Origin of the sequence: Pseudomonas sp. HD6422 (genome assembly GCF_025377065.1) — a bacterium.
GTDB classification, from domain to species: Bacteria; Pseudomonadota; Gammaproteobacteria; order Pseudomonadales; family Pseudomonadaceae; genus Aquipseudomonas; species Aquipseudomonas putida_U.
In genome coordinates, this window is sequence record NZ_JAHWIW010000002.1 from 19,430 (window position 1) to 43,731 (window position 24,302).

Consider the following 24,302-nt stretch of genomic DNA (forward strand, 5'->3'; position numbering starts at 1 on the left):
CAGCTGCCAGTGAGGACCGCATCGTCGGCTTGCCGGCGATGCGGTCAGATGGTCACACGCGGAACTGACTGACCAGCATCTGCAGATGTCCACCCAGGCGCGCCAGCTCGACGCTGGAAGCCGCCGTTTCTTCGCTGGCCGCAGCGGTTTGCTCCGACACATCGCGCACGTTGAGAATGCTGCGGCTGATTTCCTCGGCCACTGCGCTCTGTTGCTCGGCCGCCGCGGCGATCTGCTGGTTCATCGACTGGATGCTGGAGACCGTGCTGGTGATGTTCTCCAGCGATACACCCGCCTTGCGCGCCAGTTCCACGCTACTGTCGGTCAGGGTGCGGCTGCCCTGCATGGCATTGGCCACCTGCTGGGTCCCGGACTGCAGGCCGGCCACCAGCTCCTCGATTTCCTCGGTCGACTTCTGCGTGCGTTGGGCCAGCCCGCGCACCTCGTCGGCAACCACGGCAAAGCCGCGCCCGGCTTCACCGGCCCGGGCCGCTTCGATGGCGGCGTTGAGCGCCAGCAGATTGGTCTGCTCGGCCACCGACTTGATCACGTCCATCACACTGCCGATCTTCTGGCTTTCCTGTTGCAACAGGTTCATGGCCTCGGTGGAGCGATGGACCTCCTCGGCCAGGCGCTCGATCTGGCTGATCGCCTCGCCCACCACGCGATCGCCGGCACGGGCTTCGTCGTCGGCGCCGGTAGCCGCATGAGAAGCTTGCTCGGCGTTGCGCGCCACTTCCTGAACGGTCGCGGCCATTTCATGCATCGCGGTGGCGACCTGGTCGGTCTCGACCTTCTGGCTGTTGGCGCCGGCGCTGGTCTGCTCGGTGACCGCCGACAGTTCTTCGGCGGCGCTGGCGATTTGCGTCACGCCATCGCGGATGCCGCTGATCAACTCGCGCAGGGTGGTACCCATGTGGCTGATGCCCTGCTGCAGCACGCCCAGTTCGTCACGGCGGGTCACGCGCAGGTTCTGGGTCAGGTCGCCGCTGGCGATCTTCTCCACGGCCTCCAGGGTTTCACGCAGCGGACGTGTGATCTGGCGGGTGATGACTACCGCCGCGAGCACGCCGACCAGCAGCGCCAGCAGCGTGGCGATGATCTGCAGGCTGCGGGCCTCTGCGCTCTCAGCGTCGCGGCGCTCGATCTGGATCTGGTACAGGGCATCGCTGCGCTTGACGATGTCGGCACCCTGGACAGTCATTTCGGCGCGTGCGGTGGTGATCTGCGCGATGGCATCGCGGAACTGGCGCACGGCATCGCGGTAGGCCTCAACGGCCTGATCGAGGGCTTGCAGGCGGGTCGAGTCGTCAGGCAATTGGCGCTTGAGGCCGTCGATGCCGAGCAGGGCGGCGTCGAGCTGACCGAGGGCCGCTTTTTCGTTGGCGGCGCTGCTGTCGGCGATATAGCCGCGCACGTCGATGCGCACCTGCAGCAGTTGCTGGCGAGCCTTGCTGATCAGTTGGTACTGGGTCAGGCGTACGCTGTCGACTTCCGGTCGGGTCATTACATCCTGGGTAAGGGCTTCCATGGACTGGTCGGCGCTCGCCGCCGACTGGTTCATGGCCTCGCGGGCGGCCCGGCTGCTGTTGTAGCCGACCCGCATGGCGTTCAGCGAGACCTTGTAGGCATCGATGGTTCCGCCGAGCTCCTGCAGCAGCTTGACGTTGGCTGGGCTGACGAAGGTGCTGACCAGGTGTTGTTGCTGTTTGCTGAAGACATCCAGCTTGGCCAGGGTATTGGCCGCTGCGGCGTCGTCGCCGTTGGCGATCATGTATTGCAGGCGCGCCACGCGCAGGTCGGTCAGGTCTTTATTGAGCTGGCCGATGTCGCCCATCCAATTGCTACGGTCGATCAGGCTGCCCAGGCTGTTCCAGCCAGTCAGGGCCAGCAAGCCGGTCAGGACCAGGACCAGGCCGAAGCCCAGGCCCAGCTTCAGGTTGACGCTGATATTGGCAAACCAGCTGTTCATGCACGCTCTCCAGAAGTTATTCGCTCACTTGATCGTCGATCGCAGGGCGTTGTTGTTCTGAGAGCCTGCCGAATCGTGCAGCAGTTATCGGCAGGTCAGCGCGAAGCTGAAACGCTTTTTCAGCAGATATGTAACAAGACGAAAACGTTTGCGCGGAGTTTGCGGAAGCATTCGCGGCGCGAACCGCCGCGAATGGAGGCCAAGAGCGTTCAGAGACTACGCGCGCTGAAGGTATCGCAGCTGTTTACGTCTCCCTGGGCGAACCCGGTCTTGAACCAGCGCACCCGCTGGGCGGAGGTGCCATGGGTGAACGAATCAGGTACCACGCGACCCTGGCCCTGTTGCTGCAGGCGGTCGTCACCGATGGCATTGGCTGCGTTCAACGCTTCCTCGACGTCGCCGGGTTCAAGCCAGTTCAGGCGCTGTTGCGCCTGGTAGGCCCAGACCCCGGCCAGGCAATCGGCTTGGAGCTCCTGACGCACCAACAGGCCGTTGTCGCCCTCCATGCGCTGCCCGGCACGACGTGCGGCGTCGACTTTGGCCGAAACACCCAGCAAGGTCTGTACGTGATGGCCGATTTCATGGGCGATGACATAGGCCTGGGCGAAATCCCCGGCAGCGGCGAAGCGGGTTTCCATCTCGCGGAAGAACGACATGTCCAGGTATACCCGTTGGTCAGCCGGGCAATAGAACGGACCCACGGCCGCCGAGGCGAAGCCGCAGGCGGAATTCACCTGGCCGCTGAACAGCACCAGCTTGGGGTCGCGATACTGTTTGCCTGCCTGGGAAAACAGCGCCTTCCAGGTGTCTTCGGTGTCGCCCAGTACCGAGGCGACGAACTCGGCCTGTTCGTCGTTGGCCGGGGGGGCTTTGCCCTCCACGGCGGTAGGGGCTTGCTGCTGTTCCATCTGCCCGGCGAGCTGACCAAGGATCTGCAATGGGTCCTGCCCGGTGATCCAGCCGATGCCGACGATCAAGAGGATGGCCCCCAGGCCTAATCCTTTCCCGCCACCAAAGCGCATGCCGCCACCACCGCCTTCCCCACGGGCATCGACGACATTGTCGCTACGCCGGCCTTTTCGCCAATCCATGAACGCTCTCCAAAATCGTGAAACATGAAGACATAGACTAGTTCACCCGGGCCAAAGGCACTAATACATAACCATTTGGTTATGGAAAGGCGCGCGGAATTCAATTTCTCTCTTGGAAAACCTATTCGAAACTGCAAGTCCCCTGCAGAGGGGGCTTCACATAATTCCAAGAGAGGAAAACGGCATGCCCGCCCAGGACAACAGCCGCTTCGTGATCCGTGATCGCAACTGGCACCCCAAAGCCCTGACGCCCGACTACAAGACGTCCATTGCCCGCTCGCCGCGCCAGGCATTGGTCAGCATCCCGCAGTCGGTAAGCGAAACCACCGGCCCTGACTTTTCCCACCTGGGCTTCGGTGCCCATGACCATGACCTGCTGCTGAACTTCAACAACGGTGGCTTGCCGATCGGCGAGCGCATCATCCTGGCCGGCCGTGTGCTCGACCAGTACGGCAAGCCGGTTCCCAACACCCTGGTGGAAATCTGGCAGGCCAACGCCGGCGGCCGCTATCGCCACAAGAACGACCGCTACCTGGCCCCGCTGGACCCGAACTTCGGCGGCGTCGGTCGTTGCCTCACCGACCGTGACGGTTTCTACAGCTTCCGCACCATCAAGCCGGGTCCGTACCCATGGCGCAATGGCCCCAACGACTGGCGCCCGGCACATATCCACGTGTCGGTGAGCGGCCCGGCCATCGCCACCAAGCTGATCACCCAGTTGTATTTCGAAGGCGATCCGTTGATCCCGCTGTGCCCGATCGTCAAGTCGATCGCCAATCCCGAAGCAGTGCAGCAGTTGATCGCCAAGCTCGACATGGGCCATGCCAACCCCATGGATGCCCTGGCCTACCGCTTCGACATCGTGCTGCGCGGCCAGCGCAAGACCCACTTCGAAAACTGCTGAGGAACCCGCCATGCCAATCGAACTGCTGCCGGAAACCCCTTCGCAGACCGCCGGCCCCTACGTGCACATCGGTCTGGCCCTGGAAGCGGCCGGCAATCCCAAGCGCGACAAGGAAATCTGGAACCGTCTGGCCAAACCCGAAGCGCCGGGCGAGCACATCCTGCTGATCGGCCACGTGTACGACGGTAACGGGCACCTGGTGCGCGACTCGTTCCTGGAGATCTGGCAGGCCGACGCCAATGGTCAGTACCAGGATGACTACAACCTGGAAAACGCCTTCAACAGCTTTGGCCGCACCGCCACCACCTTCGATGCCGGTGAGTGGACCGTGCACACGGTCAAGCCAGGTGTGGTGAACAACGCCGCAGGTGTGCCGATGGCACCGCACATCAACCTCAGCCTGTTCGCTCGCGGCATCAACATCCACCTGCATACCCGGGTGTACTTCGATGATGAGGCCGAGGCCAATGCCAAGTGCCCGGTGCTCAACTTGATCGAGCAGCCGCAGCGCCGCGAGACCTTGATCGCCAAGCGTTGCGAAGTGGATGGGAAGACGGCTTACCGCTTCGATATCCGCATTCAGGGGGAAGGGGAGACGGTGTTCTTCGACTTCTGAGTGGTACCCGGGGCCGCTAAGCGGCCCCGGGCATCTCCGGATCAGCGCCGAACCAGCAACACCCCACTCTCCATATGGTGGGTATAGGGGAACTGGTCGAACAATGCGCAGCGCTCGATGCGGTGAGTGTCCTGCAGTTGGGCGATGTTCGCCGCCAGCGTCTCGGGGTTGCAAGAGATATACAGGATGCGCTCGAAGCGTCGAGTCAGCTCGCAGGTGTCCGGGTCCATCCCCGCGCGCGGTGGGTCGACGAATACCGTGCCGAACGCATAACTCTTCAGGTCAATGCCTTCCAGCCGACGGAACGGGCGGACCTCGTTCAGTGCCTGGGTCAGCTCTTCGGCCGAGAGCCGCACCAGACGCACGTTGTCCACGCCATTCTCGTCAAGGTTGCTCAAGGCGGCGTTGACCGAGGTCTTGCTGATCTCGGTCGCCAGCACCTGACGCACACGGGTGGCCAGTGGCAGGGTGAAGTTGCCGTTGCCGCAATACAGCTCCAGTAGATCGTCATCGCGCTCGCCGATGGCCTCGTAAGCCCAGCTCAGCATCTTCTGGTTCACCGCGCCGTTGGGTTGGGTGAATGCGCCTTCAGGTTGGCGGTAGCTGAACACGCGCCCGGCCACGTCCAGTTCTTCCACCGCATAATCGCGACCGATCACCACACGCTTGCCTTTGGAACGGCCGATCAGGCTCACCCCGAGCTGGTCGGCCAACTGCCGGGCAGCCACTTCCCAGGCCTCGTCCAGCGGGCGGTGGTAGCACATCGTGACCATTGCATCACCGGCCAGGGTAGTCAGGAACTCGACCTGAAAGAGACGGTTGCTCAGGTCTTCGCTGGCCTGCCAGGCGGCTTTCAGGCGCGGCATCAGGTCGTTGATACTTTGGCTGGCGATGGGGAAGTCGTCGATCAGGATCGCCTTGTGCTTCTCACCTGGGGCGAACATAGCGTAGTGGCGCTGGCCATCCTCGCGCCACAGGCGAAACTCAGCGCGTAGGCGATAATGCTCGCGCGGCGAATCGAACACGGCCGGCTCCGGCGCGCCGAAGGGCGCCAGCAGCTCGCGCAGGCGTGCGACCTTGGCGTCCAGCTGGGTAGTGTAGGAGGAGGGATCGAAGACGGCACTCATGCGTTGAACCAGCCCAGCTTGATGACGAACAGGATGGAAAGGATCACCAGCGCCGGATTCAGGTCGCGGTGGCGGCCGGAGATCAGCTTGACCGCGGTCCAGGCAATGAAACCGAAGGCGATGCCGTTGGCGATCGAATAGGTCAGCGGCATGGCCAGGGCTGTCACCACCACCGGAGCGGCCTCGGTGACGTCGTCCCAGTTGATTTCCGCCAGGCCAGAAGCCATCAACACCGCGACGAACAGCAGTGCGGGTGCGGTGGCGAAGGCCGGCACGCTACCGGCCAGCGGGGCGAAGAACAGCGCCAGCAGGAACAACACTGCCACCACGATGGCGGTCAGGCCGGTGCGGCCACCGGCACTCACGCCGGCGGCGGATTCGATGTAGCTGGTGGTGGTCGAGGTGCCCAGCAGCGAACCGGCCATGGCGGCGGTACTGTCAGCGATCAGTGCGCGGCCCATTTTCGGCATGTGGCCGTCCTTGCCCATCAGCCCGGCGCGCTTCGCCACGCCGATCAGGGTGCCGGAGTTGTCGAACAGGTCGACGAACAGGAAGGCGAAGATCACGCTGACCAGACCGACGTCCAGGGCGCCCTTGATATCCAGCTGAAGGAAGGTCGGGGCCAGCGAAGGCGGCATCGACACTACGCCGCCGAACGGCGTCACGCCCATCAGGATCGAGGCGACGGTCACTGCCAGGATACCGATCAGCACGGCGCCACGGACCTTCAGCGACTCCAGGCCGACGATCAGGAAGAAGCCCAGGGTTGCGAGGATTGGCGCGGGCTGCTTAAGGTCGCCCAGGCCCACCAGGGTCGCGGGGTTATCGACGACGATGCCTGCGTTATGCAGTGCGATCAGCGCCAGGAACAGGCCGATGCCTGCAGCGATCGCCGAGCGCAGCGGCAACGGGATGCTGTTCACGATCCATTCGCGAATGCGGAAGATCGACAGCAGGAAGAACATCACGGCCGAGAGGAACACCGCACCCAGTGCCACCTGCCAGGTGTGGCCCATGTGCAGAACCACGGTGTAGGTGAAGAAGGCATTCAGGCCCATGCCCGGCGCCAGCGCGATCGGGTAGTTGGCGATCAGGCCCATGGTCACCGAGCCGATGGCCGCAGCCAGGCAGGTGGCGACGAAGATTGCACCCTTGTCCATGCCGGTTTCGCCGAGAATGCTCGGGTTGACGAACAGGATGTAGGCCATGGCCAGGAACGTGGTGACACCGGCGAGAATCTCGGTGCGCACGTTGGTGTTGTGTGCTCTTAGTTGAAACAGCCTTTCCAGCATGCCCGCTCCCCAAGGCGCCCGGGGCGCCGTGAATGTATCGACCCCATCAGCAAAGCACAGTGCGTACTGGATACGCAGGTTTTGTGTGGGGCGGAAAAAAGCCGCGCATCATACCAGCATGCGGGGCGGGGGCCTATGGCCGTTGGGGGGATGGGGCTGATGGTATCGATACCGGCCTCTTCGCGGGGCAAGCCCGCTCCCACAGGTACTCCTGAACTTCACCATCTTTGGTGATCTTGTGGGAGCGGGCTTGCCCCGCGAAGAGGCCGGTACAGGCATACATCAACCGTTGTGCAGCCTGTCCCGCTTGGCCAGGGTCGGAAACAGTTTTATCCACACCCCCGTCACCACCAGTGTCCCCACGCCCCCGAGGACCACAGCCGGCACCGTGCCGAACCAGTGCGCCGTGACCCCGGACTCGAACTCGCCGAGTTGGTTCGAAGCGCCGATGAACAGCCCGTTCACCGCACTGACCCGACCCCGCATCTCGTCCGGCGTCTCCAACTGCACGAAGGCACCACGGATCACCATGCTGATCATGTCTGCCGCGCCCAGCACCACCAGCACCGCCAGGGAGAACCAGAACGAGGTCGACAACCCGAAGGCGATGGTCGCCACGCCAAAGATGCCGACGGCAGTGAACATCGTCCGCCCGACTTTGCGTTCGAACGGGAAGCGCGCCAGCCACACCGACATCAGCAGCGCTCCCACCGCTGGCGCCGAGCGCAGCAGGCCCAGGCCCAGCGGGCCGGCGAGCAGGATGTCCTTGGCGAACACCGGCAACAGAGCGGTAGCACCGCCCAGCAGCACGGCGAACAGGTCCAGCGAGATGGCGCCGAGGATGTCTGGCCGGCTGCGGATGAATCGGATACCGGCCAGCAGAGACTCGAGGCTGGCACGGCCACGCTGGGCCACCTGGCCGCGCGCATCCAGGCTCAAGGTCAGGACGCAGGCGATGGCATACAGCGCCACGGTCGGCCCGTATACCCAGATGCTGCCGAAGGCATACAGGAAGCCGCCTACCGCCGGGGCTACGATGGTCGCCGACTGGGTGGCCGAGGCCGAGGCGGCGACGGCGCGTGGGAACAACCCGGGCGGCACCACGTTGGGCAGCAGAGCCTGGGTGGCCGGCATTTCGAACGAGCGGGTGGCGCCGAGCATGAAGGCCAGCGCGAAGATCAGCTCGCGGCTGACGTTGTCGGTGGCGCTGCCCACTGCCAATGCCAGTGCGATCAGGCCCTGCAGGCTTTGGCAAAGGGCCGCGACCTTGCGCCGGTCATAGCGGTCGGCGACGTGCCCGGTATGGAGCATGAACAGCACGCGAGGGGCGAACTCCACCAAGCCGACCAGGCCGAGATCGAGCACGTTCCCGGTGAGCTGATAGAGGTGCCAGCCAATCGCCACGGTGAGCATCTGGAAGCCGCTGGCGGTGAATACCCGGGCCAGCCAGAAGGCCAGGAAAGGTCGGTGATGGCGCAACAACTGCGGTGCGGAATCGGACATCGAAAACCAGTGGCCTCGGTGCAGTAGAGGGGGAGCGCAGCGTATCATCTGTTTGTAACAAGTAGTTACTGTTTGATGGTGTCGGCACTTTTTCACACTTTTCGAAAGCCGGTGAGACAACCGGTCACGCGGCAAACGACCACACGGCCTGGCTGGCCATTCCGGACTATGCTTCCAGGCAAAGGTTGATCTGGATCAATGTTTCCAGCGTCAACGATTCGTGCCTTTGGGCCAGATTCCCTGCGATCGAACAGAACAATTCCAACGCGCCGTACTCGACTCTACGTAGGGGCCGTAGGCGACAAGGCCCACCGCCTGGACGCCGGATTTATCTGAAGAGGAAGCACCATGTTCGGAATAGAAGCCCTTGAGCTCGCCCGAATCCAGTTCGCCTTCACCGTTTCGTTTCACATCCTGTTCCCTGCCATCACCATCGGCCTGGCCAGCTACCTGGCAGTCCTCGAAGGTCTCTGGCTGAAGACCCACGACAACGTCTACCGCGACCTGTATCACTTCTGGTCGAAGATCTTCGCGGTCAACTTCGGCATGGGCGTGGTCTCCGGGCTGGTCATGGCCTACCAGTTCGGTACCAACTGGAGCCGCTTCTCCGATTTCGCCGGCAACATCACCGGCCCGCTGTTGACCTATGAAGTGCTCACTGCCTTCTTCCTCGAGGCCGGGTTCCTCGGCGTCATGTTGTTCGGCTGGAACCGTGTCGGACGGGGCCTGCATTTCTTCGCCACGTGCATGGTAGCGCTGGGTACGCTGGTTTCGACGTTCTGGATCCTGGCTTCCAACAGTTGGATGCAGACCCCCCAGGGGCACGAGATCATCGATGGCCGTGTAGTGCCGGTGGACTGGCTTGCGGTGATCTTCAATCCTTCCTTCCCGTTCCGCCTGATGCACATGGCCACGGCAGCGTTCGTCGCCACCGCTTTCTTCGTTGGCGCTTCGGCGGCCTGGCACCTGCTGCGCGGACGTGACAACCCGGCGGTGCGCAAGATGCTGTCGATGGCCATGTGGATGGCGTTGATCGTGGCGCCGGTACAAGCGGTGATCGGTGACTTCCACGGCTTGAACACCCTCAAGCATCAGCCGGTGAAGATTGCCGCCATCGAGGGGCACTGGGAAAACACCCCCGGCGAGTCGACGCCACTGATCCTGTTCGGCATCCCCGACATGCAGGCTGAAACTACCCGCTACAAGATCGAGATTCCCGCCCTCGGCAGCCTGATCCTGACCCACAGCCTGGACAAGCAGGTACCGGCGATGAAGGAGTTCGCTCCTGAGGACCGGCCCAACTCGACCATCGTCTTCTGGTCGTTCCGCATCATGGTCGCCCTGGGCCTGCTGATGATCGCTGCAGGTCTGTGGAGCCTGTTGCTGCGCAAACGTGGCGGGCTCTACAGCAACCGGCTGTTCCTTAACTTCGTGATGTGGATGGGGCCTTCCGGGCTGATCGCCATTCTGGCGGGGTGGTTCACCACCGAAATCGGTCGTCAGCCGTGGGTGGTCTACGGCTTGCTGCGTACCGCCGACGCGGTATCCCACCACAGCTACAGCCAGCTCGGCTTTACCCTGGCAGCGTTCGTGGTGGTCTATTTCGCGCTGTTCGGCACCGGTTTCGGCTACATGATGCGCTTGGTGCGCAAGGGCCCGCATACCGGTGAAGGGGACGAGCAACGGCCAGGCGGGCCGGGCCAGAAGCGTACACCGGCGCGGCCGCTGTCTGCCGCAGACGATGGCCATGCGGCCGACTCCGCCAGCCTGAGCAAGGAGAACTGAGCCATGGGTATCGATCTTCCGCTGATCTGGGCCGTGATCATCATCTTTGGCGTGATGATGTACGTGGTGATGGATGGCTTCGACCTCGGCATTGGCATCCTCTTCCCGTTCGTCAAGGCCGAGCACGATCGCGATGTCATGATGAATACCGTCGCGCCGGTCTGGGACGGTAATGAAACCTGGCTGGTGCTGGGCGGCGCCGGGTTGTTCGGGGCCTTCCCGATGGCCTATGCCGTGGTGCTCGAAGCGCTGTACCTGCCATTGATACTGATGCTGATCGGCCTGATCTTCCGCGGCGTGGCCTTCGAATTCCGCTTCAAGGCTACCGCCGAACGCCGGCATCTGTGGGACAAGGCGTTCATCTGGGGTTCGCTGGTGGCAACGTTTTTCCAGGGCGTGGCCTTGGGCGCCTTCATCGAGGGCTTCAAAGTCGTCGACCGGCACTACGCCGGCGGCTCGTTGGACTGGCTGACGCCGTTCAGCCTGTTCAGCGGCTTGGGCCTGATCGTCGCCTACGCGTTGCTCGGGTGCACCTGGTTGATCATGAAGACCGAGGGCCCGCTGCAGGAGCAGATGCATAATCTCGGTCGGCCGTTGGCGCTGGTGTTGCTGGCGGTGATCGGCATCGTCAGCCTGTGGACGCCGATCGCCTACCCGCAGATCGCCGACCGCTGGTTCAGCATGCCTAACCTGATCTGGTTCATGCCGGTGCCGATCCTGGTGCTGGTGACGTTCTACGGGCTGCTCAAGGCGGTAGCGCGCAATGCCAACTACACGCCGTTCCTACTGACCCTGGTGCTGATCTTCCTGGGCTACAGCGGCCTTGGCATCAGCCTGTGGCCGAACATCATCCCGCCATCGATCTCGATCTGGGACGCTGCGGCACCGCCGCAGAGCCAGGGCTTCATGCTGGTGGGGACCTTGTTCATCCTGCCGTTCATCCTGGGCTACACCTTCTGGAGCTACTACGTGTTCCGCGGCAAGGTGACCCCTGAAGACGGCTATCACTAGGAGGGCCGCCTGATGACCGGCAAACATGGCCTGGAAGAGAAGAAGCCGCTGTGGCAGCGCCTGGGCTGGCTGGTATTGATCTGGGCGCTGAGCGTGGCCGCCCTCGGTGTGGCGGCATGGGTGATGCGCCTGTTCATGGGGGCGGCGGGGCTTACGACCCATTGAGCAGGTAGCGCTGTGTCACTTGCGGGCCTTGAGGATCACGAACTTCGGCGTCGCCGCCACCTGCTCGACGCCTCGGAACAGCCGCGCCAGCTTGCTGTGATAGCCCAGGTGGCGGTTGCCGACGATGTACAGCGCGCCACCCACCACCAACGCCTCGCGTGCCTGCTGGAACATGCGCCAGGCGAGGAAGTCGCCTACCACTTGTTGTTGGTGGAAGGGTGGATTGCACAGCACTACATCCAGCGACTGCTTGTCGACGCCAGCCAGTCCATCCCCCGCCAGCACTGCAACGGGGCGCTCGCCGAGCGCCGCTTGCCAATTCTCCTGGGCCGATTGCACGGCCATGTACGACTCGTCCACCAGGGTGTACTGGGCATCCGGGTTGGCCAGTGCACTGGCGATCGCCAACACCCCATTGCCGCAGCCCAGGTCGGCGATGCGGGCGTTGCCCAGGTCGCGCGGTAGATGCGGAAGGAAGGCGCGGGTGCCGATGTCGAGTCCGTCGCGGCAGAACACGTTGGCATGGTTGATCAGTTCGAGCGCAGGCTTGTCGAGTCGGTAGCGGCTCGGATAGGGCGACCGCGCGGTGGGGCGCTCGGCCCAGGTGGCAGCGAGCAGACGCGCCTTTTTCTGGGCCAGGGAGGCCTGCATCGGGCCGATGTATTTTTCCAGCAACTCACCTGCGGCACGGGGCAGGTGCTTGATCATGGCGCCTGCGATCACCTGGGCTCCCGGTGCCAGATGACCTTGCAGGCGGATCAGTTGCTCCTCGAGCAGGGCCAGGGTCTTGGGCACGCGTACCAGGACTCGGTCGAAGTGTCCCTCCCAAGGCTCGCTCGCCGGCACGAACGGCACGCTGTCGAAAGCCTTGCCGTTGCGCGTCAGGTTCTTTTCCAGGGCCATGCGCGCCAGGTGCGAGTCGCCGCTGCTGATCACCGTCAAGTGGCCGGCCAGACTGGCGGCGAGGGCGCCGAAGCTGTCGTTGAGTACGAGTACCCGGCAACTGGCCTCTGGCGCCTGGGCATGCAGGCGCTCGAGCAGGTACTCGTCGGCGGCGTCGAAGGCCTGCAGAGGGTCATTGGCCTGGTCCGGTTGGCGGATCAGGTCGAGTTGGGCATACGGAGAGGTGAACAGGGGCATGGCGTCTGGCTCGGGTACGGATCTGCCCGCCGCACGTTGCGCGAGCTTTTGCCGCCGATTCTACAGGGCTTTGCCGAGGTTCGCAGGCAGGGCGTCAGATCCATCCGCGCATGGCGGCGATGGCGATGGCCCCGGCCTTGTTGGCTGCATTGGTCTTGGTGATCACGCTGCGAATGTGGAAGTTCACGGTGCTCTGTGACAACGACAGGATGCAGGCGACGTCGGCGGCCGTCTTGCCCGCTGCCGACCATTTCAGCACTTCCAGTTCGCGTTCGCTCATCTTCGGCGTGTTCGGGCAGATTTCTTCCAGGTGATGTTCACTGAGCACCGCATGCAAGGTATGGCAAAGCCACTGCACGCTGCCGGCCTTGTCGTAGAGTTCTGTGGTGCTGATCTTTGGCGTCTGCCGGGCCACGGACAGTTGGCTTTCATTGTGCTGCAGGTCGTGTACCGATTGCGTCCAACCGTGACACAAGCCATGTGCGCAGGCCGTTTCGCGGAACTGCGGAGCCTCGGCGTACAACTCGTCCGTCCACAGAATGGGCAGGGTGGATCCGTGGCTGTGGGCGGCCGCCGGGTCCTGGCGATAGAAGTCGTCACGCTGGTAACGCTCGATCCACTCGTTTGGGTAGTTGCTGTAGAGGAACAGACGAGGGGTTTGCGTGGCAACCTGGATACGCAACTTCAGGCCCAGATAATCCATTCCGAGCTCTTGCGTCAGGTGCACGGCCAGGTTGAACAAGCGTCGAGGTGAGCGCTCGCTCACGAGCTGGTGGAGACGCTCGGGATCCCAGTGGCGCGTCGGCATGTGGTCAAACTCCTAATTTTGTCAAATCCCAATCCATTTGAATTTAAGAGAGTGTAGAAAAACCCCAGTAGAGTGTTGGGTTTTTTTGCTATATGCGCCCGTTTTGACAGGGCAATGGGCCAGCCTTCGTGCAAGCCCTACAAACCAGTGGTATTTATTCATGCCACTTTGCGCGAAACTTGGCCCATGCAATCCATGGAGTGCCTCATGACCGCCAGCGCCGAAAAATTCACCCGCCAGACCCTGCTCGAAGTCCATCCGTTGACGCCGAACCTGTTCAGCCTGCGGACCACTCGTGATACCGGGTTTCGCTTCCGTGCCGGTCAATTCGCCCGTCTAGGGGTGACCAAGGCCGATGGCAGCGTGGTGTGGCGGGCCTACTCGATGGTAAGTGCGCCACATGACGAATTTCTGGATTTCTTCTCCATCGTGGTGCCAGGTGGCGAGTTCACCAGCGAATTGAGTCGGCTGGGCGAGGGCGACACCTTGCTCGTCGATCGCCAGGCCTTTGGCTACCTGACTCTGGATCGCTTCATCGGTGGGCGCGACCTGTGGCTGCTGGCGACGGGCACCGGTATCGCGCCGTTCATGTCGATCCTGCAGGACTTCGAGGCCTGGGAGCGCTTCGACAACATCCGGTTGGTTTACTCGGTGCGTGAAGCCAAGGAACTGGCGTACCTGGAAGAGATTGCCGGGTTGGAGCAGCGCGACTACCTGGCGGAATTCGCTGGCAAACTTCAGTTCATTCCGGTGGTCACCCGCGAACGGCATCCAGGTGCGCTGAATGCCCGGATCACCACGCTGATCGAGAACGGCGAGCTGGAGAAAGCTGCGGGGCTTGAGTTCTCGCCGGAGCACTCGCGCATCATGCTCTGCGGCAACCCGCAGATGATCGACGAAACGCGCAAGGTGCTCAAAGCTCGCGATCTGCAACTGAGCCTGAGCAAACGGCCCGGCCAGGTGGCTGTCGAGAACTACTGGTGAAGCCAGGGCCGCAGGGCGGCCCCGGTAGCCTTCAGGGCTGGCGGTTCTGGTTCTGCGCCTTGAGCAGGTCGCGGATCTCCGTCAGCAAGGTCTCCTGAGGCGTCGGCACAGGAGGTGCGCTCGGTGCCGCGGCTTCTTCACGCTTGAGGCGGTTGATGGCCTTGACGCCCATGAAGATGGCGAAGGCGATGATGATGAAGTCGATCACCGTCTGGATGAACTTGCCGTAGGCCAGCACCACTGCCGGAATATCACCTTCGGCCGCCTTGAGGGTGATGGCCAGGTCACTGAAATCGACGCCGCCGATCAGCAGCCCCAGTGGTGGCATCACCACGTCTCCGACGAACGAAGAGACGATCTTGCCGAAGGCCGCGCCGATGATGATACCGACCGCCATGTCGACGACATTACCTTTGACCGCGAAGGCCTTGAACTCACTGAGCATGCCCATGTTTGGTTCCTTGTAACAAATGGTGAGGTAAACGCAGTGTAAGCCACCGAAACGCGTCATGCGCGGCGCTCAGGGCTAATGACTGCCGTTAGAACGAATAGTTTTGTCGCCTCTCGACCCGTTCGAGACACGTCCGCCTCGGCTATCATGGCGGTTTTTTCCCAGGAGACCTGCCCAATGGCCAAGGCCAAGCGCTTGTATGGCTGCACCGAGTGCGGCGCGACCTTTCCCAAATGGGCTGGCCAGTGCGGCGAATGTGGGGCCTGGAACACGCTGGTCGAGACCATGATCGAGAGCGGTGGGGCTGCGGCGCCCAGCGGACGTACCGGTTGGACCGGACAGCAGGCGCAGATCAAGACCTTGGCTGAAGTCAGCGTCGAGGAAATTCCGCGCTTCACCACCAGCAGCACCGAACTGGACCGTGTGCTCGGCGGAGGTCTGGTCGATGGCTCGGTGGTTCTTATTGGCGGTGATCCGGGGATCGGCAAGTCGACCATCCTGCTGCAGACCCTGTGCAACATCGCCGTGGGCATGCCGGCCTTGTACGTCACCGGCGAGGAATCGCAACAGCAGGTGGCCATGCGGTCGCGGCGCCTGGGTCTGCCCCAGGACCAGCTCAAGGTCATGACCGAGACCTGCATCGAGACCATCATCGCCACGGCACGTCAGGAAAAGCCTCGGGTGATGGTGATCGACTCGATCCAGACGATCTTCACCGAGCAGTTGCAGTCGGCTCCGGGCGGCGTCGCCCAGGTGCGCGAAAGCACGGCGCTGCTGGTGCGCTATGCCAAGCAGAGCGGCACGGCGATCTTTCTGGTCGGCCACGTCACCAAGGAGGGTTCGCTGGCCGGCCCGCGGGTACTCGAGCACATGGTCGACACCGTGCTTTATTTCGAAGGCGAGTCCGATGGTCGCCTGCGCCTGCTGCGCGCGGTCAAGAACCGCTTCGGCGCGGTCAACGAACTGGGCGTGTTCGGCATGACCGACCGTGGCTTGAAGGAAGTGTCGAACCCTTCGGCGATCTTTCTCAACCGCACCCAGGAAGAGGTGCCCGGCAGCGTGGTCATGGCCACCTGGGAAGGCACCCGGCCGATGCTGGTGGAGGTTCAGGCGCTGGTCGACGACAGCCACCTGGCCAACCCCCGACGGGTCACCCTAGGCCTCGATCAGAACCGCTTGGCCATGCTCCTGGCGGTGCTGCATAGGCATGGTGGCATTCCCACCCACGACCAGGATGTGTTCCTCAACGTGGTCGGTGGGGTGAAAGTACTGGAGACCGCCTCGGATCTCGCTCTGCTGGCTGCCGTGATGTCCAGCCTGCGCAACCGGCCACTGGCCCATGGACTGCTGGTGTTCGGCGAAATCGGCCTGTCGGGTGAGGTACGCCCGGTCCCCAGTGGCCAGGAGCGGCTGAAGGAGGCCGCCAAGCATGGCTTCAAGCGAGCCATCGTGCCCAAGGGCAATGCGCCCAAAGAGGCTCCTGCAGGGTTGCAGGTGATTGCCGTCACGCGGCTGGAGCAGGCCCTGGACGCCTTGTTCGAGTAAATCCTGGTCTGCAGCGGCCTTTTCGCAGGCAAAAGAAAGGCTCTTCACGGATTGTCGGGGGAGGGGGGCTTGGTTTGGCATTTAGATCGTGAGTTGATCCATTGTGTGTAGCGGCGCTACTGGCCCCTTCCGCCTTTACGGCGGGCTCCTTTGTTCTTGGACAAAGGAGCGCAAAACCGCTTGCTCCCACATACGGCCCCTACGCTGCGCTTCGGGGTCCCCTCGCTCCGGCGGCTTGCGGGCCCGCGCGGCCTACGACTTGCTGCGCAAGTCTACATCTCGCGCCTCCGGCTAACGCCGGAGGGTGCTACGCACCTGGCCCTCCAGCCACCTCCACTCGGCCTCCTGAGGTCGCGGGTAGATCAAAAGCAAGATCAAGAGCAAGATCAAAAGCCAGAGCAACGGCAGGCGAATCGCTGCGCTCTCGCTTTTCCCTTTACCTATCGTTTTGTGTTGTTGCGGATAGTGCGGTCTGTCTTTCGAAGATAACGCCAGCGCAGGCTCCGCCCCTAACTTTGCGACGTCTGGAGGCCGAGCGTAGGCGTCTGTAGGGCCAGGTGCGCAGCACCCTTCGGCGTAGCCGAAGGCGCGAGATGTAGACTTGCGCAGCAAGTCGTAGGCCGCGCGGGCCCGGAAGGCGGCGTAGCGAGGGGACCCGTAGCGAAGCGGAGGGCCGGATGCAGGAGCAAGCGGTTTTGTGCAACTTTTTCCAAGAAAAAAGTTGCCCGCCGTAAAGGCGGAAGGGGCCAGTAGCGCCGCTACACACAATGGATCAACTCACGATCTAAATGCCAAGCCAAGCCAAGCCAAGCCAAGCCAAGCTCCCCCCGACAATCCGTGAAGAACCAAAAGAAAGGGGGAAACCGACGATGCGCATCGGCTTCCCCCATCACCACTCAATCAGCGTTCAATGCTCGGCGACTGCACTGCGCCTGGGCGCCTCGCTGTTCTGTTCTCCCGGTTCCAGCATCGGGACTTCGTTGCCCTCGGCATCGAACAGCTTGCCATCTTTGAAGTAGTCGCCATCGCGTAGCGCCGAGATGTCGGAGTACTGGATGGTGCGTTCGTAGCCAGCGGCAAACACCGACTGCTGGTCCGAATTGCCCCGGGTGAAATGGTTGAAGATCAGGTTCAACAGGATAGCCATGATCGCCGAAGAACTGATGCCAGAGTGGAAGATGGTCTCGAACCAGTTGGGGAACTGATGGTAGAAGGTCGGCGCGGCGATCGGGATCATCCCGAAGCCCAGCGAGGCGGCGACGATGATCAGGTTGACGTTGTTCTTGTAGCTGACCTTGGAGAGGGTGCGGATACCGCTGGCCGCCACCGTCCCGAACAGCACGATGCCGGCACCGCCAAGCACTGGCGTGGGCACGGCAGCGATGATCCGGCCCATGATCGGCAGCAGGCCAAGCACTACCAGGATTACCCCGCCGGTAGCCACCACGTAACGGCTCTTGACACCGGTCACGGCCACCAGACCGACGTTCTGGGCAAATGCACTCTGGGTGAAGGAGCCGAATACCGGCGCCAGGATGCTCGATGCCATGTCGGCGCGCAGGCCATTGCCCAAGCGTTTGGAGTCGACCTTGGTGTCGATGATCTCACCCACCGCCAGGATGTCGGCCGAGGTTTCCACCAGCGTCACCATGATCACGATGCACATCGACAGGATCGCGGCGATATGGAAAGTCGGCATGCCGAAGTGGAACGGTGTCGGGAAGGCAAACATCGGGCCTTCGGTGACCTTGCTGAAATCGGCCATGCCCAGGCTCCAGGCGATCAGCGTACCGACCACCATCGCCAGCAGGATCGACAACCGCGAAATGGCGGCGTTGCCGAGCTTGCTCAGCAGCAGCACGATGGCGAAGGTCAGGGCGGCCAGGCTGATATTGGCGACGCTGCCGAATTCCGGTGAGGCGCTGTTGCCGCCCATCACCCAGCGGGCCGCCACTGGCATGAGAGTCAGGCCGATGGTGGTGATGACGATGCCGGTCACCAGCGGCGGAAAGAATTTGGTGATGCGCGAGAACACCGGGGTGATCAGAAAGCCGATCAGCGATGCAGCCATGACTGCACCTAGCACGCCGGGCAGGCCGCCGCCGCCCTCGCTGCTGAGGATCGCGCCCATGGTCGCTACACCGGCGAACGACACGCCCTGCACCAGTGGCAGCTGGCAGCCGAAGAAGGGCAGGCCGAGGGTCTGCAGCAGCGTGGCCAAGCCTCCGGCGAACAGCGAGGCGGCGATCAGCAGGCCGATTTCGGCCGGATTCAGCCCAGCCGCCTGCCCCAGGATCAGGGGTACGGCAACGATGCCCCCGTACATGGTCAGCACATGCTGCAGGCCATAGGCCAGATTGGCCCCGAGGCCAAGGTTTTCATCCTCGGGGCGCTTGGCTGGAGACGTGCTAGGAGACGTGGTCATGGAGCAGGCTCTCTGTCTGTTTATTGTTGTGTGGCTACTGTAGACAGTTACTACGATTGATTGCCACAACAATTGTATACAATATTTTGATCGGAGCGCGCACAACGGTGCTCGCAGGGTGCGTAACACCTGAATGCAGATTACGTTCCAAGTCTGGGGAGGCTGCGCTAGAGGGGTGTGTACAAAATGCTCCATGCCAGGCAGAAAGCTGTCTGGGTAGACAGGAAACACCCGGTGATCGAGCTATTAGCTAGCTAAAAGATTTCAATATTCGATGAGTTGACGCAGCTCGCGCATCATTTCGGTGCTGTCGGCCACGTTCAATTCCACCAAACGGTGCAAGTGGCTCATCGATTCCAGATCCAGGTACAGGCAGATGAAGCCAAGTCTGGTGGGTTCTTCATGACGTAATTCGACCTGCATCTGCACGCGGGTGCCTGCATCGAGGTGGATGATGGCGTCGAAGTCCTGGGTCAGGTCGGCGTCCCAGGGATCAGGTCGCTCGATGAGCAGGCCCTTGAGCGACAAGTCGAGCAACCGGACCGGCCAGCGTCGCGTGCCCTGTCGCAGCTCGGTAGGAGCGTCGAAATCGATACGTTGAAAGCGCCGGCGTTCGTCGTGTGGGTTCATGGTCGGGCTCTCCGGGAGAACATCCTGACTATAGTTAGCTTTATCTACATCCGGTGTCGCGATCGGCTCGCAGAGGCTCTAGACCAAAGCAAGTATGGCAATGCGCGATGACTCGCCCTAGACTCGGTGGGCGGTCTTTTCCAATCCACCAGCTGGAAGTAAACCATGAACAACAATAATAGCCTGCTACGCCACATTCCGTGGCTCGCGCTGGCAGTCATAGGCGCCTGTGCGCTGGGTGTGGTCGCCCTGCGTCGCGGCGAGGCGATCAATGCCTTGTGGATCGTGGTCGCGGCAGTGGCCATTTACCTGGTTGCCTATCGCTACTACAGCCTGTTCATCGCCACCAAGGTGATGCAACTCGACCCCCGTCGGGCCACCCCCGCGGTGCTCAACAACGATGGTCTGGACTACGTCCCGACCAACAAGCACATCCTGTTCGGCCATCACTTCGCTGCCATCGCCGGCGCCGGTCCTCTCGTGGGCCCGGTTCTCGCTGCGCAGATGGGTTACCTGCCCGGTACCCTGTGGCTGATCGCCGGTGTCGTGCTGGCCGGCGCGGTGCAGGATTTCATGGTCCTGTTCCTCTCCACCCGCCGCAACGGTCGCTCGCTGGGCGACATGGTGCGCGAAGAGATGGGCCGTATTCCTGGCACCATCGCCCTGTTCGGCTGTTTCCTGATCATGATCATCATCCTGGCGGTGCTGGCGCTGATCGTGGTCAAGGCACTGGCCGAGAGTCCGTGGGGCATGTTCACGGTGATGGCGACCATCCCGATTGCCATGTTCATGGGTATCTACATGCGCTTCATCCGCCCCGGCCACATCGGCGAGATCTCGGTGATCGGCGTGGTGCTGTTGCTGCTGTCGATCTGGCTGGGGGGCCAGATCGCTGCGGATCCGGTGTGGGGCCCGGCATTCACCTTCACCGGCGTGCAGATCACCTGGATGCTCGTAGGCTACGGCTTCGTCGCCGCCGTGCTGCCGGTATGGCTGGTACTCGCTCCGCGTGACTACCTGTCGACCTTCCTCAAGATCGGCACCATCGTCGCCCTGGCCATCGGTATCCTGGTCATCGCGCCCGAGCTGAAGATGCCTGCACTGACTCAGTTCACCGACGGCACCGGTCCGGTATGGAAAGGCGCCCTGTTCCCGTTCCTGTTCATCACCATCGCCTGCGGTGCGGTGTCCGGCTTCCATGCGCTGATCTCCTCCGGCACCACGCCGAAGCTGCTGGACAACGAAACCAACGCCCGCTACATCGGTTATGGCGGCATGTTGATGGAGTCGTTCGTCGCCATCATGGCGATGGTCGCCGCCTCGGTCATCGAACCTGGCGTGTACTTCGCCATGAACAGCCCGGCCGCGGTCGTTGGCGCGGATGTCGCTTCGGTGGCGCAGACGGTCAGCAGTTGGGGCTTCCTGATCACCCCGGAGCAGCTCGAAGCGGTCGCCCGCGACATCGGCGAGCACACCGTGCTGGCCCGTGCCGGTGGCGCACCGACCCTGGCGGTGGGTATCGCGCAGATCCTGCACCAGGTGCTGCCGGGTGAGAACACCATGGCCTTCTGGTACCACTTCGCGATTCTGTTCGAGGCGCTGTTCATCCTCACCGCGGTGGACGCCGGTACCCGTGCCGGTCGTTTCATGCTTCAGGACCTGCTGGGTAGCTTCGTACCGGCACTCAAGCGCACCGAGTCGTGGACTGCCAACCTGATCGGCACCGCTGGCTGCGTGGCGTTGTGGGGCTACCTGCTGTATCAGGGCGTGATCGACCCGCTCGGTGGCATCAACACGCTGTGGCCGCTGTTCGGCATCTCCAACCAGATGCTGGCCGGTATCGCGCTGATGCTGGGCACCGTGGTACTGATCAAGATGAAGCGCGAGCGCTATGTCTGGGTCACTCTGCTACCGGCGGTCTGGCTGCTGATCTGCACCACCACTGCGGGCCTGATCAAGCTGTTCGACGCCAACCCGGCGGTCGGCTTCCTGGCCCTGGCCAAGAAGTACAGCACTGCGCTGGATGCCGGCCAGGTCCTGGCTCCGGCCAAGGACATCGGCCAGATGCAGCACGTGATCTACAACGCCTATACCAACGCCGGCCTGACCGTGCTGTTCCTGGTGGTGGTGTTCAGCGTGCTGTTCTTCGCCGTCAAGGTCGGTTTCGCCGCCTTGAGCCGCAAGGAGCGCAGCGACAAGGAATCCCCATTCCAGGCCTTGCCTGACGCTTGAGAGGACTGCAACGATGTTCAACGACCTGGGTCGACTGGGTAAATACCTGGGGCAGGCAGCCCGCCTGATGGTCGGCATGCCCGACTACGACAACTATGTCGAGCACATGCAGACCAAGCACCCGGACAAGCCGGTGATGAGCTACGAGGCGTTCTTCCGAGAACGCCAGGAAGCGCGCTACGGTGGCAAGTCCGGGCCTAAATGCTGTTGATCCTCAACTGTTGTTAGCTTGTCCTGGCCCCATCGGCGGCAAGTCGGCTCCCACGAAAACCGTAGGAGCCGGCTTGCCGGCGATGGGGCCTGTGTTTTTTTGCCCAGGAGGCTTTCTGCGTGCATACGCCTATTCCCGTAACAGTGCTCACCGGCTTCCTCGGCGCCGGCAAGACCACGCTGCTCAAGTACATGCTCAAGGCCGAGCACGGCCTGAAGATCGCCGTGATCGAGAACGAATTCAGCGAGGCCGGTATCGACAGCCAACTGCTGGGGGACGAGCCGGTGCAGGTCATGACCCTGGCCAATGGCTGCGTCTGCTGCAGCATCCACGGCGACCTGACGCGCGCCCTGTACCTACTGCTCGAGCGCCTGGATGCCGGCGAGATCGCCTTCGATCGCCTGGTGATCGAGTGCACCGGGCTGGCCGACCCAGCGCCGGTGGCGCAGACCTTCTTCGTCGATGAGGAGCTGCGCGAGCGCTACCTGCTCGATGGCATCATCACCCTGGTGGATGCGGCGCATGCCGACACTCATCTGGCGCAAACCATCGCCCAGGCCCAGGTGGGCTTTGCTGACCGTCTGCTGTTGAGCAAGACCGATCTGGTCACACCGGAGGCGCTTCAGGCCCTACGCGAGCGACTGGGCCGAATCAACGGCCGCGCCGCCATCGGCGTGGTCGAGCACGGCCGCATCGACCTGGCCGAACTGCTCGACGTGCGCGGTTTCAACCTCAATCCGGATCTCGGCGTCGCGCCCCGGCCGACCCTGCGGCCCATCCTCAAGCCCGCCACGCCGGATCGGATTTCCACCCTGGTGCTGCGCAGCGAGACGCCACTGGACATCGACCGCCTCAGCGACTTCATGAATGAGCTGCTGGAAAACCATGGCAAGCAACTGCTGCGCTACAAGGGCGTGCTGAACATCGCCGGGGATGACCGGCGCCTGGTGTTCCAGGGCGTGCTCAAACTCTATGGCTTCGATTGGGATGCCGAGTGGGCGGAAGGTGAAGCCCGCGAGAGCGTGATGGTGTTCATTGCCGATGACTTACCGGAGGAAGCGATTCGGGCTGGTTTTGAGGCTTTGTCTCACGCTTGAAGGCGTCCACGCTGACTCGATCATGCCGCCCAATGGCGGCATTTTTATTGGCCCAATGGAATTTAATCGGGCCAAGTTTCACGGCCCCTTGAAAGGAGTACCTTTTTTGGTACACTCGGCCGTATCGGATCACCAGATCAGCGTTCTTTTCTTTCGCAGCGAGCTAGGTAACGAGCCTGTACGCGATTGGTTGAAGGGGTTGTCCCGGGAGCAACGTCAGCTGATCGGCTACGAGATCAAGTCTGTGCAGTTCGGCTGGCCGATCGGCATGCCCTTGGTCCGCAAGATGGAAAGTGGGCTTTGGGAGATTCGCGTCGATCTGGGAGATACAGCCGCGCGAGTCCTGTTCACGATGAGCGAGGGGGCGATGGTCCTGCTCCACGGATTCATCAAGAAATGCCAGAAAACGCCCTTGGTCGATCTCTCGCTGGCCAGGCAACGCAAGACAAGCCTCAGGAGGCATATGCCATGAACCCTCATATCGGTTCCGTTTTCGATGATTTTCTCGCCGAGGAAGGCCTTCTGGAGCCTGTCACGGCAGCAGCCCTGAAACGGGTGATCGCCTGGCAACTGACAGAGGCCATGAAGCAGCAGAAGGTCAGCAAGAAGGCGCTCGCAGAGCGGATGCATACCAGCCGCGCAGCGGTAGACAGGGCCTTGGACCAGACCGACCCAGGCATGACGCTGGCAACGCTAGCCAGTGCTGCCAGGGCATTGGGGCAGCGAGTGGACATACGCCTGGTGCCTGAACACGGCGTGTGCGCTGCAAGCCCGACGGCAGTCCTGTAGCTCGCATCCATTCGCCCACAAAAAAGCCCGGCACATGGCCTAATGCCAGTCAGTTCGCTCGAATCAAGGCTGGCGCAGTCCCTGTGGGAGATCACTCAGCCCTTCTGGGCTGCGCTGTCGCGCAGAGAACCATGGTCCTTGTGGGAGCGGGCTTGTCCCGCGAATGGGGCGGCGCGGTGAATGGCACCGGCTTCGCCGGTGTTCGCGGGTCAAGCCCGCTCCCACAGGTTCTACGCTCGAATCAAGCCGGCGCAGTCCCTGTGGGAGATCACCGAGCCCTTGTGGGCTGCGCTGTCGCGCAGAGGACCATGGTCCTTGTGGGAGCGGGCTTGTCCCGCGAATGGGACGACGCGGTGAATGGCACCGGCTTCGCCGGTGTTCGCGGGTCAAGCCCGCTCCCACAGGTTCTACGCTCGAATCAAGGCCGGCGCAGTCCCTGTGGGAGCGGGTTTACCCGCGAAGGGCTGCAAAGCAGCCCCAATTGGCTTAACTGACTGGCATTAGGCACATGGCCGGGCTTTTTC

Annotated in this window: 22 protein-coding genes; 12 read left to right on the forward strand and 10 right to left on the reverse strand. The window is 62.6% G+C overall.

Annotated features, from left to right (window positions below):
* Positions 1-52: 52 nt before the first annotated feature.
* Positions 53-1,972, reverse strand: a complete 1,920-nt coding sequence (locus KY379_RS01395) for a methyl-accepting chemotaxis protein (protein ID WP_261240184.1) — start codon at positions 1,970-1,972, stop codon at positions 53-55.
* A 209-nt stretch (positions 1,973-2,181) separates the two neighbouring features.
* On the reverse strand, positions 2,182-3,063 hold the full coding sequence (locus KY379_RS01400; RefSeq protein ID WP_133332161.1) for a neutral zinc metallopeptidase: 882 nt from the start codon (positions 3,061-3,063) through the stop codon (positions 2,182-2,184).
* Between the two features lie 184 nt (positions 3,064-3,247).
* On the opposite strand from KY379_RS01400, the gene pcaH reads away from it, so the two are divergent.
* A complete protein-coding gene (gene pcaH / locus KY379_RS01405) occupies positions 3,248-3,967 on the forward strand; it encodes a protocatechuate 3,4-dioxygenase subunit beta (protein WP_133332160.1) in 720 nt (239 codons plus the stop codon).
* A gap of 10 nt (positions 3,968-3,977) precedes the next feature.
* On the forward strand, positions 3,978-4,583 hold the full coding sequence (pcaG, locus tag KY379_RS01410; RefSeq protein ID WP_133332159.1) for a protocatechuate 3,4-dioxygenase subunit alpha: 606 nt from the start codon (positions 3,978-3,980) through the stop codon (positions 4,581-4,583).
* A 41-nt stretch (positions 4,584-4,624) separates the two neighbouring features.
* Here pcaG and trmA read toward each other — a convergent pair whose 3' ends face one another.
* The 3 genes from trmA to KY379_RS01425 form a co-directional block, all read right to left on the reverse strand.
* Positions 4,625-5,710, reverse strand: coding sequence for a tRNA (uridine(54)-C5)-methyltransferase TrmA (trmA, locus tag KY379_RS01415; RefSeq protein ID WP_261240183.1), 1,086 nt, complete (start codon positions 5,708-5,710; stop codon positions 4,625-4,627).
* A complete protein-coding gene (locus KY379_RS01420) occupies positions 5,707-7,002 on the reverse strand; it encodes an NCS2 family permease (protein WP_133332157.1) in 1,296 nt (431 codons plus the stop codon). The genes trmA and KY379_RS01420 overlap by 4 nt, the downstream gene beginning before the upstream one ends.
* Positions 7,003-7,284: 282 nt before the next feature.
* Positions 7,285-8,505, reverse strand: a complete 1,221-nt coding sequence (locus KY379_RS01425) for an MFS transporter (protein WP_133332156.1) — start codon at positions 8,503-8,505, stop codon at positions 7,285-7,287.
* Between the two features lie 348 nt (positions 8,506-8,853).
* Here KY379_RS01425 and KY379_RS01430 point away from each other — a divergent pair, with 348 nt between their 5' ends.
* Genes KY379_RS01430 through KY379_RS01440 form a run of 3 tightly spaced genes read left to right on the forward strand, consistent with a single transcriptional unit; the run spans position 8,854 to position 11,466 of the window.
* The gene (locus KY379_RS01430) at positions 8,854-10,290 is read left to right on the forward strand and encodes a cytochrome ubiquinol oxidase subunit I (RefSeq protein WP_261240182.1); all 1,437 of its coding nucleotides are present in this window, start codon (positions 8,854-8,856) and stop codon (positions 10,288-10,290) included.
* Between the two features lie 3 nt (positions 10,291-10,293).
* A complete protein-coding gene (cydB, locus tag KY379_RS01435; RefSeq protein WP_133332154.1) occupies positions 10,294-11,301 on the forward strand; it encodes a cytochrome d ubiquinol oxidase subunit II in 1,008 nt (335 codons plus the stop codon).
* 9 nt (positions 11,302-11,310) lie between these two features.
* Positions 11,311-11,466 (forward strand): DUF2474 domain-containing protein, encoded by a 156-nt coding sequence (locus tag KY379_RS01440; protein WP_009682264.1) that lies wholly within the window; start codon positions 11,311-11,313, stop codon positions 11,464-11,466.
* 15 nt (positions 11,467-11,481) lie between these two features.
* Here KY379_RS01440 and KY379_RS01445 read toward each other — a convergent pair whose 3' ends face one another.
* Both KY379_RS01445 and KY379_RS01450 read right to left on the reverse strand, forming a co-directional pair.
* Complete coding sequence (locus KY379_RS01445; protein ID WP_261240181.1) at positions 11,482-12,606, reverse strand: methyltransferase; 1,125 nt, start codon at positions 12,604-12,606, stop codon at positions 11,482-11,484.
* A gap of 94 nt (positions 12,607-12,700) precedes the next feature.
* Positions 12,701-13,414 carry an autoinducer binding domain-containing protein gene (locus tag KY379_RS01450; protein ID WP_133332152.1) on the reverse strand — a complete coding sequence of 238 codons (714 nt, stop codon included), beginning with the start codon at positions 13,412-13,414 and terminating at the stop codon, positions 12,701-12,703.
* A 207-nt stretch (positions 13,415-13,621) separates the two neighbouring features.
* Here KY379_RS01450 and KY379_RS01455 point away from each other — a divergent pair, with 207 nt between their 5' ends.
* A complete protein-coding gene (locus KY379_RS01455) occupies positions 13,622-14,398 on the forward strand; it encodes a ferredoxin--NADP reductase (protein WP_196174158.1) in 777 nt (258 codons plus the stop codon).
* A gap of 31 nt (positions 14,399-14,429) precedes the next feature.
* Here the strand turns inward: KY379_RS01455 and mscL are convergent, their stop codons facing one another.
* A complete protein-coding gene (gene mscL / locus KY379_RS01460) occupies positions 14,430-14,849 on the reverse strand; it encodes a large-conductance mechanosensitive channel protein MscL (protein ID WP_133332150.1) in 420 nt (139 codons plus the stop codon).
* Between the two features lie 177 nt (positions 14,850-15,026).
* Here mscL and radA point away from each other — a divergent pair, with 177 nt between their 5' ends.
* Positions 15,027-16,394, forward strand: a complete 1,368-nt coding sequence (radA, locus tag KY379_RS01465) for a DNA repair protein RadA (protein ID WP_133332149.1) — start codon at positions 15,027-15,029, stop codon at positions 16,392-16,394.
* A 907-nt stretch (positions 16,395-17,301) separates the two neighbouring features.
* Here the strand turns inward: radA and KY379_RS01470 are convergent.
* Positions 17,302-18,819: a nucleobase:cation symporter-2 family protein gene (locus tag KY379_RS01470; protein ID WP_133331142.1), complete on the reverse strand. Its 1,518-nt coding sequence runs from the start codon at positions 18,817-18,819 to the stop codon at positions 17,302-17,304.
* A 264-nt stretch (positions 18,820-19,083) separates the two neighbouring features.
* On the reverse strand, positions 19,084-19,449 hold the full coding sequence (locus KY379_RS01475) for a PilZ domain-containing protein (protein ID WP_133331144.1): 366 nt from the start codon (positions 19,447-19,449) through the stop codon (positions 19,084-19,086).
* Positions 19,450-19,614: 165 nt separating this feature from the next.
* Here KY379_RS01475 and KY379_RS01480 point away from each other — a divergent pair, with 165 nt between their 5' ends.
* From KY379_RS01480 to KY379_RS01500, 5 genes are all read left to right on the forward strand, one after another.
* Positions 19,615-21,681: a carbon starvation CstA family protein gene (locus tag KY379_RS01480; protein ID WP_133331146.1), complete on the forward strand. Its 2,067-nt coding sequence runs from the start codon at positions 19,615-19,617 to the stop codon at positions 21,679-21,681.
* 13 nt (positions 21,682-21,694) lie between these two features.
* Positions 21,695-21,892, forward strand: a complete 198-nt coding sequence (locus KY379_RS01485; protein WP_008094130.1) for a YbdD/YjiX family protein — start codon at positions 21,695-21,697, stop codon at positions 21,890-21,892.
* Between the two features lie 119 nt (positions 21,893-22,011).
* Complete coding sequence (yjiA, locus tag KY379_RS01490) at positions 22,012-22,989, forward strand: GTPase (RefSeq protein WP_133331148.1); 978 nt, start codon at positions 22,012-22,014, stop codon at positions 22,987-22,989.
* A 136-nt stretch (positions 22,990-23,125) separates the two neighbouring features.
* Positions 23,126-23,461, forward strand: a complete 336-nt coding sequence (locus tag KY379_RS01495; protein WP_133331366.1) for a type II toxin-antitoxin system RelE/ParE family toxin — start codon at positions 23,126-23,128, stop codon at positions 23,459-23,461.
* The gene (locus tag KY379_RS01500) at positions 23,458-23,778 is read left to right on the forward strand and encodes a helix-turn-helix domain-containing protein (RefSeq protein ID WP_261240178.1); all 321 of its coding nucleotides are present in this window, start codon (positions 23,458-23,460) and stop codon (positions 23,776-23,778) included. The genes KY379_RS01495 and KY379_RS01500 overlap by 4 nt, the downstream gene beginning before the upstream one ends.
* The last annotated feature ends 524 nt before the right edge of the window (positions 23,779-24,302 follow it).